The sequence below is a fragment of the Methanosarcina sp. genome (assembly GCF_049706645.1).
Lineage (GTDB): Archaea > Halobacteriota > Methanosarcinia > Methanosarcinales > Methanosarcinaceae > Methanosarcina.
In genome coordinates this window covers 55,186-69,553 of the sequence record NZ_JBNAKP010000043.1, presented here as the reverse complement: position 1 = coordinate 69,553, position 14,368 = coordinate 55,186, and the positions used below count along the sequence as shown (strand labels likewise).

11 protein-coding genes are annotated in these 14,368 nt (G+C 46.0%); all 11 read left to right on the top strand.

Going from position 1 to position 14,368, the window contains the following annotated elements:
• The first annotated feature begins 58 nt into the window (after positions 1-58).
• The 11 genes from ACPK8D_RS14200 (at position 59) to ACPK8D_RS14150 (ending at position 14,134) form a co-directional block, all read left to right on the top strand.
• Positions 59-502 (top strand): phage tail protein, encoded by a 444-nt coding sequence (locus tag ACPK8D_RS14200; protein ID WP_424718509.1) that lies wholly within the window; start codon positions 59-61, stop codon positions 500-502.
• The gene (locus ACPK8D_RS14195; RefSeq protein WP_424718508.1) at positions 499-1,773 is read left to right on the top strand and encodes a hypothetical protein; all 1,275 of its coding nucleotides are present in this window, start codon (positions 499-501) and stop codon (positions 1,771-1,773) included. Before ACPK8D_RS14200 ends, ACPK8D_RS14195 begins: the two co-directional genes overlap by 4 nt.
• 57 nt (positions 1,774-1,830) lie before the next feature.
• Positions 1,831-2,478 (top strand): CIS tube protein, encoded by a 648-nt coding sequence (locus ACPK8D_RS14190; RefSeq protein WP_424718507.1) that lies wholly within the window; start codon positions 1,831-1,833, stop codon positions 2,476-2,478.
• Positions 2,479-2,481: 3 nt separating this feature from the next.
• Complete coding sequence (locus ACPK8D_RS14185) at positions 2,482-3,561, top strand: phage late control D family protein (RefSeq protein WP_424718506.1); 1,080 nt, start codon at positions 2,482-2,484, stop codon at positions 3,559-3,561.
• Complete coding sequence (locus ACPK8D_RS14180; protein ID WP_424718505.1) at positions 3,561-4,214, top strand: phage baseplate assembly protein V; 654 nt, start codon at positions 3,561-3,563, stop codon at positions 4,212-4,214. Before ACPK8D_RS14185 ends, ACPK8D_RS14180 begins: the two co-directional genes overlap by 1 nt.
• Positions 4,215-4,224: 10 nt before the next feature.
• On the top strand, positions 4,225-4,518 hold the full coding sequence (locus ACPK8D_RS14175; protein WP_424718504.1) for a PAAR domain-containing protein: 294 nt from the start codon (positions 4,225-4,227) through the stop codon (positions 4,516-4,518).
• Between the two features lie 43 nt (positions 4,519-4,561).
• On the top strand, positions 4,562-4,951 hold the full coding sequence (locus tag ACPK8D_RS14170) for a GPW/gp25 family protein (protein ID WP_424718503.1): 390 nt from the start codon (positions 4,562-4,564) through the stop codon (positions 4,949-4,951).
• A 3-nt stretch (positions 4,952-4,954) separates the two neighbouring features.
• The gene (locus ACPK8D_RS14165) at positions 4,955-8,491 is read left to right on the top strand and encodes a putative baseplate assembly protein (RefSeq protein ID WP_424718502.1); all 3,537 of its coding nucleotides are present in this window, start codon (positions 4,955-4,957) and stop codon (positions 8,489-8,491) included.
• Between the two features lie 78 nt (positions 8,492-8,569).
• Positions 8,570-10,270 (top strand): baseplate J/gp47 family protein, encoded by a 1,701-nt coding sequence (locus tag ACPK8D_RS14160; protein ID WP_424718501.1) that lies wholly within the window; start codon positions 8,570-8,572, stop codon positions 10,268-10,270.
• Positions 10,248-12,368, top strand: coding sequence for a phage tail protein (locus tag ACPK8D_RS14155; protein ID WP_424718500.1), 2,121 nt, complete (start codon positions 10,248-10,250; stop codon positions 12,366-12,368). Before ACPK8D_RS14160 ends, ACPK8D_RS14155 begins: the two co-directional genes overlap by 23 nt.
• A gap of 185 nt (positions 12,369-12,553) precedes the next feature.
• Positions 12,554-14,134 (top strand): hypothetical protein, encoded by a 1,581-nt coding sequence (locus ACPK8D_RS14150; RefSeq protein WP_424718499.1) that lies wholly within the window; start codon positions 12,554-12,556, stop codon positions 14,132-14,134.
• Positions 14,135-14,368: the final 234 nt, after the last annotated feature.

Here is a 14,368-nt window from a genome sequence, read left to right as displayed (position 1 = left end):
CTATTTTATGCAGGCATTATAAAAGGCCAGATGCCGGGGTTTATGGAGGGGAGATAGAATGGCAGGTACGGCAGGGAAACCGGATCCCTACATGTCTTACCGTTTCAGGGTGGAAATCGGGGGGATTACTGTTGCCCAGATGTCCGAGGTAACCGGGCTTCAGGCAGAAACGGAGACAGAAACCTATGAGGAAGGCGGGGTCAACAATTTTGTGCACATCCTTCCTAAAAGGACCAAATACAGGAACCTGGTCCTCAAGCGAGGCATAACCGAGCTTGATCAGATCTGGCAGTGGCATCAGGATGTTATCAACGGCCGATTTGACAGGAGAGACGGGGCTATAATCCTTATGGATTCGGCAGGGAATGACAAATGGCGATGGGAGTTTTCCGGGGCTTATCCTGTTCAGTGGACGGGCCCCGAATTAAGAGCCGACAGCAATACGGTAGCGTTTGAGACTGTAGAGCTTGCCCACCAGGGTATCTGGAAGGGGCGCAGATGAAGAACCTGAAAGTCCGGGGAACAGGCAGACTGTGTGGAACAGGCAGGCGACATATTACGGTATCGAACCCGAATTTCCATTCCAGGTTTATGAAAAGACATTCTTCCGTGAAAAAGAGATTCTTAAGTTTCCCTTTGCTGTTTTTCAGAGAGGGGGTCGGAGGAGGTCAGGTCTGGAAAAACCAGTTTTGTTTCCCGGTTCACTTTCAATTCTTCAAGCAAATTCTTTCCCAGGCATTCTGTAAAAAAGAAACGAGAGTTGAAAACCGGCTTTTGCAATTCTCTCTCCGGGGAGGGGAGCACGACGTACATCAAGGAGTGCCGGATATCCGGGGCATGATTCCGGGAAGTCGGGACGCTGCTCGAAAAATGATACCGAGCACTCAAAAAGGCGTTCATTTCCGGTATTCATCAGGGAATGAGGGTTTTCATCCATTATTGTATTCGGTAGCAGCCGGGAAGATCCTGCACAGAGAAACTCCTGGAAGGAATCTCCTGCACGGTTCGGTTACTGCACCGAAAACAGCGAAATCTGCATTCTTTCCGGATGAGAAAGGGCGAAAACCCATAAATAAGACCTATCCCTTGAAGGAAACTCCTGAAAAATCTCCCGGAAATCCTGTCCTGGCAAAAAGAGAAACTCAGGATTTAAATCGACCCATTCTGAAAAGCCTGGTTGCTAAAAGTATAGTTACTGGAAATGTTACTGGAAATGTTAATGAAAATGTTACTGGAAATGTTACTGGAAATGTTACTGGAAATAAGTTTCCTGATACAAATGCCGTTCCCGGAGAAACTTCCAACGGCAGAAACGCTGTGCCTGAAAAGTTTTTCCCGGTCAGGAATCCTGTTTCCAGGAGGGTTTTACTCGACAGGACTGCCGTTTATGAGGGCTCAGCTATCTCAGATCCCACCTGTTTCCCTGGGTTAGCAGCCAACTTTAATTCCAGGCTTATCGTTCCTTCAGATCCGTTTTTTGAGCCTGTTGTTGACAGGTTTCATGCAAAAGGGGTTTATCCTCAGGCCTCAGGGAAGGAACTTGTTTTTAACACAGGGGCCGGGGTAAGCCAGGAACTGGAACAGGAAGTGACAGCAATAAAAGAGAAACTGCTTAAGGCCGAGCAAGCTTCTCAGGCCAGTCACTCATCGATTTACTCGAAAATAGAAGAAGAATTGAAGCAGAAGCTTGAGATAAACCGGATTTCGGAACAGGTTCTACAGCAGATCGTATGGAGACTGAAAATCGAGAAAGAAAGAAGAGGGCTTCTCTAAACCTGGAAAAACTGAACCGGAAACTGGAAGAGAGCTTTGTAAGCTGGAGGGAAATGGATGAAACGCAATCCAAGGAAAGGTTTTATTGAGGTTGTCCGGGGGGGAAAGGAACAGCCAAAGCAAATTGAGATTCTTTATTTTCCTTCGGAGTATTCAATTGAAAAAAGTAACAGTTTTTCGGAGGTTTCGGTACCTGGGCTCGAATCCTCTTACCTGCAGTATGTAAAAGGTAATTCGGGAAGTATCAGCCTCGAAGTTTTCTACGATACCTATGAAGAAGATGGGGTTGATGTCCGAAAATATACGGACCAGCTTACAGGGCTTATGAATATCGATCCGGAACTGCATGCCCCTCCAGTGCTTCGCTTTATGTGGGGCATGGACTCAAAAGAGCCGTTTTACTGTGTACTTGAGAGGGTGACCAAACGGTTTACCATGTTCAACTCGGACGGCATTCCTGTCCGGGCAAAGCTCAGCATTACTCTCAAAGAATTTAAAATGGAACTCAGCAGCCGCGAGAAAAAACTTCAATCACCTGATAAGACCCATGTTTATACCGTAAAGCAGGGAGACAGCCTGTGGATGATAGCTCATAGCGAATACGGGGATTCCAGGCTCTGGAGGCCGATCGCGCTTGCAAACAGGCTTGAGCATCCCAGACAGCTCAGGCCCGGTACCGAGCTGACCATACCTCCGGTGGAATAAAGCATGACACAGGAAATTTCGTCCGCTGAGATCTACGCCCCCGCCTTTTCCGTATCCTGGGCAGATACCGATAAGGCCATTCCGAAAAACGAAATCACAGGGCTGGAAGTGGACGAAGACCTTGAAAGCCCGGGGATGTTCCGGCTTTCTTTTAATGAAACTTTTGACCTAAAAACTCAGCAGTTCCGATGGCTGGACGACAGCAGCATTGCTCCGGGGACCATGCTTATAGCTTCTTTCGGGTACGCTTTTCCTCATAAAGAAAGCCGGATCAGGGGCAGAATCAGGGCATTATCCCCGGGTTTCCTTGCAGGAGGGCCTCCAACGCTCACGGTTGAGGGGTACGACCTTTCCCACGACCTTAAGAAAACGCATTCGGAAGCCAATCTCAATGAAGTAACATACTCCGATGTGGCCCGCGAGATTGCCAGGAAAAACAAGCTTGATCCCTCAGGAGTGGAAGATTCGGGAATGGGGCCTTCGAGAAGGATTGAAAGGAGGGTAAATGAGAAAGATTACGATTTTTTGAAGAGACTGGCAGACAATCTCGGGTTTGAATTATTCATCAGGAACAGAACCCTCTATTTCCGGAAACCAGATGATGAGCGAAGAGGAAGTATGGATTTTCAGTATTATAAAAATATAATAAGTTTTACCCCGAGAATGAGCGCGGCAAATGTAGTAAATGAAGTTCGGGTGACTGCCTGGAATGAAAAAGATAAAGAAAGGATTTCCGAGACTGCAGAACTTAATGAAATAAAAACAAGCATTGGAATCCCGGGATTTGCTGATATTGTAGAAGAATCTCAGGGAACCAGGCTGAGTGTGAAAATCGAGGGGCGGGTTGTAAGATCAAGAGAGGAAGCAAAAGCAATTGCACTCTCTGAGTTAAAAAAGCGAAATGTCGGATTCATTACCGGAACCCTTGAATGTGTCGGGAATCCTGAGTTGAGGCCAGGGATTACCGTAAATATCGTTAAGGTGGGGGAACGCTTCAGTGGAGTATATTATATTACGAAATCCAGGCATGTTCTTGGCGAGAACGGATACAGGACGACCCTTGAAGTCCGGAGGTGCCTCTGATGGCCCTTAATGAACTGTTCGGGCAGGAAAATGAAGACCAGGCCAAAAACATATACGGAGTTGCAATTGGCATTGTTACCAACAATAAAGATCCTGAAAAGCTTGGCAGGGTAAAGGTAAGTCTGCCCTGGAGGGGAGAGAACGACGAAAGTTACTGGGCAAGGATTGCAAGTCCTATGGCTGGCAATGAAAGGGGCATGGTTTTCTATCCTGAAGTTGACGACGAAGTTCTTGTAGCCTTCGAACAGGGAGATGTAAACCATCCCTATGTGATAGGGTCACTATGGAACTCGAAGGACCGCCCTCCCGAAACCAACAGCAGCGGAAAAAATAATCTCCGCAAGATAAAGTCAAGGAGCGGGCATGAACTCATTTTTGATGATACTGCGCAGCAGGAAAAGGTTGAAATTAAAACAAAAGCAGGGCACAGGATCGTGCTTGACGATTCTTCGGGCCAGGAAAAAATCGAAATTACCGACAGGACCGGAAATAACAAAATCATGATTGATTCCGTAAAGAACTCCATTGCAATGGAATGTGCCATGCAGATGACTATTAAGGCCAATATACTCGAGATCGAGGGAACCACTTCCCTCAGTTTGAAGTCTAATGCTGTTCTCACGATCCAGGGCCTGCCTGTAAAGATAAACTGAGGAAGAAACAATGCCGCCTGCTGCAAGAGTTGGAGATATGACTTCCCACGGGACTCCACTTGGGCCCGGCCCAGGAAGCCCGAATGTTTTGATAGGGGGAATGCCGGCCTGGAGAGGCACGGCAGATTTCCATGCATGTCCTCTTTCCTCAGGCCCTGTACCTCATGCAGGAGGAGTTGTTGTGCCGGGCAGCGTCACGGTTTTAATCAATAACCTGCCCGCTGCCCGCCAGGGAGATATTATTACGGAAGCAGGGCCACCAAATACGATTGTGCTTGGGTGCCCTACAGTGCTTATAGGGTAAAACCCGAGACAGAACACGGATTTTGGGGGGATTTGACATTAGTATGGATTTTCTCGGAAAAGGATGGAAATTTCCCTTTAACATAAACCATCTGGGAAAGGTGGATATTTCCAGCTATGAGGCGGATATAAAAGAGGCGATTTTCATAATCCTGGGAACTGTACCGGGAGAACGCATTATGCGGCCGGATTTTGGATGCGGGATCCATGAATACGTTTTTTCCACAATGGATACGCTCAGCCTTCGCCTCATCGAAAATGCCGTAATTGAAGCCCTGACCCGATGGGAGCCGCGTATCGAATTAATTGAGGTTAAGGTAATAACCGACCCCTCAAGCGAGGGAAAAATTTTGATAAATCTTGATTACAGGGTCCGAACCACAAATACCAGTTTCAATCTTGTATATCCGTTTTATTTAAAAGAGGGGGTGTAAGTTGTGAAAGTTCCTGAGATCAGTCGGCTGAATAAAGATGCTGTGCTTCAGGAAATTATTAAAAAAGCTCCCTTCTATCTGCCTGAATGGAAAGCGGAAGACCGGAATGATACAGGTTTTGCCCTTTCAAGGATTTTTTCAGGTATGGCAGGAACTATTTCTTCCAGGGTAAACGAAGCCCCTGGCAAGCATTTCCTGTCCTTTCTTGAGATGCTCGATTTTTCCCTCATTCCGCCGGGGCCTGCAAGGGTTCCGCTCAGTTTCGTACTGAGTGAAGGAGCTTCGGGAAATGTCCTGATCGAAGCTTCTACCCAGGCCTCGGCTAAAGGCCCTGAAGGAGAAACGGTTATTTTTGAAACCGAAAATAACCTGCTTGCAACGCCTTCAAAAATCACGGCCGTATACAGCGTGATAGAAAAGAAGGATGAAATTTTTGACCACACGCCTGCAGTAAACGGAGAAGGCCGGACAGAGCTTTTTTCGGGCAAGGAATCTTTACAGAAACATACACTTTATATCGGGGACGAAGAGCTTTTCAACCTGAGCCAGGGCTGTATAGAGATTTCCTTTGAGGGAGTCGGGAAAGAATTTATAGACCTGCTTGCAAGCGAGAAATACGCTTTATGGAAACGGCCTGTCGAGATCACGGAAAAGAAAAATGGGGAGAAGAAAGAAATCAAATGGGTCGATTTCAGGAGTGTAAAAAGCGTATATGACAAAGAGGCAATAATAAGGCTGGAGATTAATCCTGCCGGAGGAGAGGAGGCCAAAGAAAATCTCCTTCCTATTACTAAAGTTAAGGTGAACGGGCTTGAGAGCAGGTGGATAAGCTGTGAAATTAAAGAGTCAATGATTAATGAATTTAAGGATTTTAAAGTTAAGTATCTAAAAGTTTCAACATTTCCCTCTAAAATTCCCAAAAAAGAAGATTCTATACTGAAGGTCCAGGGTATAGGAAGTATTTATTATTCAAGACTCGCAGGAAATCAGGCTAAACAAAGAATTGAAACAATAAACGAACTTCTGGCCCTTGATGATGAAAAGCTGGCAAATCTTCTCCAGTGCAGTAAAATAAGAGCTCAGAACATTCTCGAAGCTGCAAGAAAGGAATTCTATGACAAAACCGGAGAAAATGCGCTGGAGAGCAATAATAAAATTAAAGGCATTGATCCGGATTTCCTGTTCTATAATGATGTGCCGGTTGAAGTTTCCGGAAAAGAGCTATACCCGTTTGGGAGCAGGCCCAGGCTGAGCGACACTTTCTATATAGGCAGCGCTGAGGCCTTTTCAAAAAGGGATTACAAAGTATGCCTGGCGTTCTACCTTGAAGCCGGAAGGTCGTATTTGACTCGTAGAGACCCGGCAGTTATAGACGATCCTCCTCAGCTTTCCTGGGAGTACTGGGACGGAGAAAGCTGGGCCAGCCTTGGGATTGATGAAAACCTATGTGAAGACGGGGGATGCCAGGATAGGAATAATGAAGAAGATAACCCGAAAGAATTTTACAGGATAGAAATTCCTGAAATGCCTCCTGTAAAGCCTTCAAAGGTCAACGGCAAGGAAAGCTGCTGGATTAGGGTCAGGCTGGTCGGAGGAAATTACGGGAAGGACTATGAGATAATCGGAAGAAATGTCATTAATGGCAAATTTTGCCCTCCTGTTATAAATGATTTAAAAATTAATTATTCGAGTTCGGAGGGTAAGCAGCCAACTCTCGTTCTTGCTGAGAATAACCTTGAATTCAGGAATTTCACGAAGGAACTCAAAGACTCCAAAGAGTTCTGGCCTTTCAAAGCCCTGCCTGATGCTTTCCCTTCAATATATTTCGGGTTTGACAGGGCTCTTAATGAGGGGCCTATGAGCCTTTTCATAGATATCGAGGAGGGTTTCGAGTACCCGGAGACTTTCCTGCCCGAAGTGAAGTGGCAATACCTGGCAGAGGGTGAAATAGGCGGGAAAGATAATCCGGAGAGCTGGAAATCGCTCGAAGCCCTGGATGAGACCGCAGGGTTCACAAAAAAGGGGATGCTTCAGTTTGTTGTCCCTGGTAAGATGCTTGCTTCCAGCCTTTTTGGTTCGGGAGAACAATACTGGATAAGGGCACTCGTAACCGGACATTTCTTTAAAAAAGATATGAATGAAGAAATTAAAGAGATGAACTCAGGTCGGGTATCCCCTGCATATGCCGGATTTCTCAGGAAGGAAAGGCCGGAAATCTACAGGCTTCTGGATTCCAGGAATGCGTTTCCTTCAGGGACAGGCGACAGGGAGGCAGCCGGTGAAAACGTAGTTCTCGGAACCGAAGCGTGCAAAAAAGCCTTTGAAATTTTCAATATTGATTTTCAACCTGAGGCTGCCCGTGAGCTTCCTCCGAAAGTTTCTGGCTTTTATCTCAACTCGGTCTGGGCTGTCCAGGCAAGCACGACTTATGACGAGATAATCGGTTCAAGCAGCAGGGAGCCGGATCAGGAGTTTTCCCTCATCCACAGGCCCGTACTCGAAGAAGAAATATGGGTTGATGAGTACGGAAGCATCCCGGAAGAAGAGATAAAAAGCCTTCGAAAAGACCTCCTGCAATTGGAAACGGATAGCGAAGGAAGGCTCAAAAAAGCCTGGGTGCGGTGGAGCAGGGTAGACGATTTCCTGGGTACAGGTGGCATAGACAGGCACTACACACTCGACAGGACTGCAGGAAAAATCCGCTTCGGGGATGGGGGAGAAGGCAGGATTCCTCCTGCAGGCTTTGAAAACCTCAAGGCTACTTACAGGAGCGGCGGAGGAAAAGCAGGAAACCTCAAGGCTCTTGAAATCTCAAAACTCCTGAGATCCATAGCTTTTGTTGACAGAGTTTACAACCCTGTATCCTCGGGAGGAGGAGATAATGCCGAACAAACGGATTCGCTTCTGACACGAGCTCCTGTCACCCTGAAGCACAGGAACCGTGCAACGGCAGCCGAGGATTATGAATGGCTCGTAAAAGAAGCTTCACGCGAGGTCGCAAGGGTAAAGGTACTGCCGAACTTTAATTCGGAAGGCAGGTTCAGCACCGGCTGGGTCACAGTCGTCATAGTCCCGGAAGGAACCGGAACAAAGCCCCTGCCCTCAAGCGAATTAAAGCGGAATGTAAAACGCTACCTGGAAGCTAGGTGTCCTCCTGTGCTGTTCCTGAGGGTAATTCCTCCTCTTTATGTCCGGGTGGATGTACTGGCAGAGATCAGGACACAATATATTGATGCTATTCCTGTAATTGAAAAGATAGCCAGGGAAAAAATTGCTGATTTCCTGCATCCTCTGACAGGCTTCGCTGAGGGAAAAGGCTGGAATTTCGGGGATGCACCCTGCCTTTCTGACATATACGCCATACTCGAGGGTATCGAAGCTGTAGATTATGTGGCGAATGTGGAAATAAGGTATTTTGAGGGCTCAAAGGTCCTCACTCTGACCGACACTTCCGTAATCAAACTGCCTGAATATGCGCTTCCTTACAGTGGAAAACATGCAATAGCTGTAAAATGGATTAATGGCAAGAAGGAGGGGTAAAGCCTGTCCGTACCCGTACCCAATCTCGATGACAGGACATTTGATCAGCTTGTAGATGAGGCAAGAAAGTTAATTCCTGTGTATGCCCCGGAATGGACTGACCACAACCTGAGCGATCCCGGGGTTACACTTATTGAGCTTTTTGCGTGGCTAACCGAAATCGAACTGTATCGAACGAACCTTGTAACCGACAGGCACCGCCTGAAATACCTCAAGTTGCTGGGTATAGCTCCAGAAAATGAAAAACCTGCACATGTGGACCTCAGCTTCAGCTCACCCGAAAAAACGGAACTGGCAAAGGGGATGAAGGTCTCAACCGAGCTTGCTGGCAAGCGAATTTATTTTTTGCTGGATGAAGACCTGACTGTAGCTCCGGACACGTTTAAACTTGAAAAACTGATAGTTGACGAAGATACGGGAGGAGTTTTTGACCGCACAGGTGCAAACGAAGCAGGCGACCTTTTCTTTGCTCCTTTCGGCGAACAGGTTCGGGCAGGATGTACCCTTTACCTGGGTTTTGTAACCGATAAGGCCACCCCGCCTGAAACTCTCAATTTCATGTGTTATCTTTTTGAAAAAGACCTGAAAGTTCCGGGGAGCCATGGGGACGAGAAAGAATACGAATTTGAGAATGCAAAGTTGAAATGGCAAATCTGGCCCCAGGCAGGAAACGGTCCCGATGAAGAAATCTCAGTTGCGGACAACACGGCTGGGTTCAAAAAAAGTGGGAGCATTGTTTTAAAAGGGCTTGAAAGCTGGAAAGCAACTGACAAAATTCCGGTCATGAGCTTTGAAAAACCCTATTTCTGGCTCCGCTGTATTGTCGAAGAATCAAATTACGAATACCCTCCAAGAATTGAGAAGATAAGGCTGAATACGATCCCGGCAACCCAGTACCTGACTGCAGGAAGCAGGGAAGAAACCGAAAACGGGGCTGAAAGCAAAAACGAAGACGGAAATCTTAACGCTGGCTTTAAATGGCAGGTCGAAGGGTTTGAACGCCTGGATATTACAAATTACAGGCCTTCGGCCGGCTGGAAAAAGGCACAGTCCATTGGAGAGGCAATTGAGGCTTTTCTCAGGGATTTTAAGGTGCCGTATACAGCAGTAACAAGTTCCGATTATGAGTACATAGCCCTGAATACTCCTGAGCTTAGAGTAGCTAAAGCAAAGGCAGTACCCAACTACCGTCCTGATGCCTTCCAACAGGCAAAATCCCTGCGTACGGAATCGGTAAAATCCGAATACAGCAGAGGCTCGGTCACGGTTGTAGTAATTCCTTATACCCCGCTTGAAATTCTTAAAACTCCGCCTGAACCGTCAGCAGGTTTTATACAGGCGATATGCAGGCACCTTGACAGGCACCGGCTGATAGGGACCGAAATCCATGTAATCCCTCCCAATTACGTAAAAGTGACAGTTAGTGCCACTATTGTTCCGCTGGAGAGCTATCCTGACGATGATTTGATCCTGACGGATGTGCTGTCTGCACTTAACAGGTATCTCCATCCCGTAATCGGAGGATCCGACGGGCAGGGCTGGCCTATTGGGAGGGATGTTTACCTTTCTGAGCTTTATGAACTCCTGGAAACGGTCGAGGGGGTAAAATGCATTATCAGGCTTTCGGTTTCAGGGGAACCCGGAGCGGTTCGGGATTCACAGGGTAACCTCCTCCTGGGTTCGAAGTTTTCGAGCGTCTATTCCGGGAAACACAGTATAGAGATTGCAAGGGAGGCTGAAAGTTGCCTGAAAGGGGGTGATTTGCATTCAGGAAATTAAATGTGAATGGATCAATACAGGGGCACTTCTGGAAGAGTTCATGGAAGGGGTCGAGAATCTCGACCTCGGACAGGGAGACCTGAGGCTTTCCAGTGCTTATTCGTATTTATTCGAGGAGGTATTATTCGAAAATCCGGGTTTTACTATTGAAGATATTGCAATCGATGAATGTGGTTTTCTTTATCTTCTGGGCACAGAGAAGCTTGCAGGTACGGAAAATCTTCCGGGTACGGAAAAAAGCCTGATATTCAAATATACAGGAAATTCGGCTGCTCTTAAGCCTGCAGGAAATTGTCCGGAAGCTTTTCCTTTAAGGCCTGGAAAAATTTCTGCAATTGGGGTAGACGAAGATACCCTGTATGTTGCGGATACTCTTGACGGCAGCAGTTTCCGCCTTCATGCTTTTACAAAAAGCGATTATCAACTTCGCTGGACTCTTTCAAAAGGTCCGGCTGGAAAGGATCTTGAAAAAATCCTCGGCATAAAGTGCGATAAAAAAGGGAATATCTATATTCTTGAGGTAAAGAGGGTGCTTTCTATCAATAAGCAAAGCCCCCTTTATCCGGAGCCTGCAATTTCCTGTGAAATCAATGAACCCGGAGAGCCGAAAGCCCTGGAGGTAGATAAAGAAGGTAAGCGCTACGTCCTTGCAGGAAACAGGGTCTATATCTTCAGGGAGGGGGAAACCGGGGTGGAAAGGAAAATCGATATCGAGAACTTTTCCCCCTCAGGAATTGCGGCTGACTCCTGGAAGGAAATCTTTGTAGGAGAGGCGGATAAAACAGGAAACGAAAACCAGAACGAAAATACCATCCATAAGCTGGGACCCGACGACCGGTTTTATCCTCTGTGGTCTTACAGGGGTAGCTGTAAAAAGCTGTTATCCGGTCCTGAAGGCAGGCTTTATGTGCTTGACGAAAAAGGAAAAAAGCTTACCAGTCTCATACGCAAAAAAATAAACCTCAGGGCTTCGGATGGTTCTTTCCGGGGAACCTATCTCTCAAAACCTGTTGACAGCCAGGAAAACGGTATTGTATGGCACAGGCTTTTAATTAACGGAGACTTCGTAAAAGGCACTCAGACAGAATTTTTTTATTATGTTTCGGATGAAAAACTCTCACAAGCTGAGATTAAAGCTCTTGATCCGGGCAGGTGGAAAATAGGCATCTCCAAAACATCTGCAGTTCAGGGCGATAAGAAGAGGGATGCTCTGTTTCTGGATAACGCAGAGGGAAGATATCTGTGGTTTAAAATTGTTCTTTCCGGTACTGAAGAACTCTCTCCTGCTGTCAAATCCATAGCAATATTTTACCCGAGGGTTTCGTATATTGATTACCTGCCCGCCATCTACCGGGAAGAACCGCACAGCAAAGACCTTCTGGAACGTTTTCTTTCCATATTCGAGAGCATAATCTTTGAAATTGATTATACCATTGAGCACATTGACCGCGTTTTCGATGCCGATTTTGCCCCGCCTGAATTCCTTTCCTGGCTTGCTTCCTGGCTTTCCGTTCCTGTAGAGGAGGGCTGGACTGAGGAGAAAAGAAGGCTTTTTATCAGGCATGCGGTCTCACTATACAAAAAAAGGGGTACGAGAGAAGGGCTTTCTGAAAGCATTGAACTTTTTACCGGAGTAAAGCCTTTGATTGTCGAAAATTTCCGAATCAATCTTCCGTGCAAAGGCGATAGGCCGCTTTCCTGCAGTGGCGAAGATGCAATCTTTTTCCCGCCTGAGGGAACTAAAGTGAAAATCGACGGCAAAGAGGAAAACCTTGTCAATATCCTTTTCGGAGCGGAAAGGTTTGCTTTTTCGGTTTTCCTGCAGGGTTCGGGCATTACTCCAGCTATCCTGAAACAGGTCGGGAGGATTATTGACGAACAAAAGCCTGTACACACATGCTGCAACCTGAAAATGCTCGAACCCTGGTTCTATCTGGATATGCATACGTACCTTGGAATTAACACCACACTTACGAAACCTGAGTTCATTCTTGGAAAAACAGCGGTTATTGGCAGGAATACTGTCCTGCACGATGGCGAGAAGGCGGGGCAGGTCGAAAGGCATTCCAGGGTGGAAATCGACACGGTTCTTTCTTAACACTTTTTAATCCTAACTTCTGCAATGCTTGTTACAATGCTTGTGACATTTTGTGTAATAGTGCTAAACCTTCCTGTAATAGTGCTAAAACTTTCTGTAATACTGCTAAAACTTTCTGTAATATTGCTAAAACTTTCTGTAATACTGGTAAAAACGTACTTTCTTAAAATAAGAGGGGTAATGGTATGTCAAATAATACGGATGAGACTGATAAGTGCAGACTGCACCGATTCGAGAAAAACAACTATTTTTATGGCAAGTTAATGACGGTCCGAGATTTTGAGACCGAGCAGAGTTATTTTGACGGGAAAAACCACCTTATCAACAGGCTGCTTCACGGCTCCGGGCTTGTATGTGGTTTCGAAACCCTTGAGATCAAAGACAACGGCGACAGAATTACAATTAATTTTATAGACGGGGGTATGGCGCTTGACTGCTGCGGGCGCGAGCTTGTAGTGCCGGCAAACACACTGGGAAAACCGATAATAGACCGTGGGGGGAATTCCGTTCCTGACTTAACAGCCAGTCCGTATCTCTATCTGAAATATAAGCCCTGTTACGACGGGTATGTTGCTGCAGCTTCAAATCCTTCAAGCTGTGAAGAAAAATGCTGTCCCGGAAGGATTGTTGAAGATTTTGAAGTAATAGCCTCGAATGTAGAACCCGACTCAAAAAGCATTACTTGCCGTGCCGAATTATCAGGGGAGTCAGAAGAAACTATCAGTGTAAACGAGTGGCTGGAAACGCTTGAAATAGATCACATCTCCTGCCCTGAATGCGGGGAGAACCAGGAATCTAAAATTTTCCTTGGGAAAGTTGAGGCTGTGGAAAATGGTTTTGCAGTTAATCCGCGGAACACGGAGAAGTACAGGATTTTCTTTACCCGGAAGGAACTTTACCAGCTTTTAAAGTGCCATATCCTGGATCTGGATAACCCTCATGGGGTAACTGCCTCCCAGACCGGGGCACTCGTAAGTGTGGACGGGGTAAGCAATCCGGGTGGAAATGTTGATCTTGTTCCAGCAAATGCCATTGTTATTAATCCTGACGATACGAACAATCTTATCAATATAGGAGAAACCCATTCTGCAAAAACGGACAATCCCCATCAGGTTACTGCTGAACAGACAGGGGCACTCGTTAGTATAAATTCAGTCAGTAACCCCGGAGGGAATGTTGACCTGAAGCAAGGTACAAATATCACAATAACTGCGAACCCTGCAGCTCATACTATAGAAATTGCTTCCAAAGGAGGCGCAGACCCTGCAACGACGGTGCAAAGCGTGGGCACCAGCCTTATTGTGGGCACTTCGGATAAATATTCCCGTGAAGATCATGTACACGACCTCGGAAGAGAAGTTGTTGACTTCGGGAACCTTTCCGGAACGCTTCAGAACCAGCTCAATTTGCTTTTTATGTATCTGAGAGAGAGGGCTCTGAAATGTACGGTCAGTAATTTTAAAGCAGCTGCGAACAGGTTAGACAGTGGTATGGCCTTTAGAATTTACCAGGTAACCAGGGAGGTAGTAGATAATAGAATTTACGAAAAAGAGGAGGATTTCATTTCTTTTATGAAAGACCTTCTGGAGTTGATGATAGGATTTGCAGACGAAATTCAAGGAAGAGTTCCAGGTGATATTTTCGAAATATTTATGAGATTATTGGAAGAGCTCAAAGAAGCGATCAATTCAGGCGATGCTCTTCGGATAGCTATCCTGCAGGATGAGGTTTGCTTCTATGTTACGGAGATGGAAATACGAGGATGAGTTCCGGAACAAGCCAGGAATTCTCTCTTGAGTGTAGATTTTTCTGATTTACACTCTAACTATATTTTCAGTATCTTTTCTGATTGTTTTGATGGTTTAAAATCTATTAATTTTTTATTATAATTTTGAGGTACGGATCTTTCTCTTCCAGCAATCTAATTCTTGTTTTTGCACAGTTTTCAATTTTTAGCTGGCATATCTAAGTATAAATTACTAAACATAAATTTGGGACGG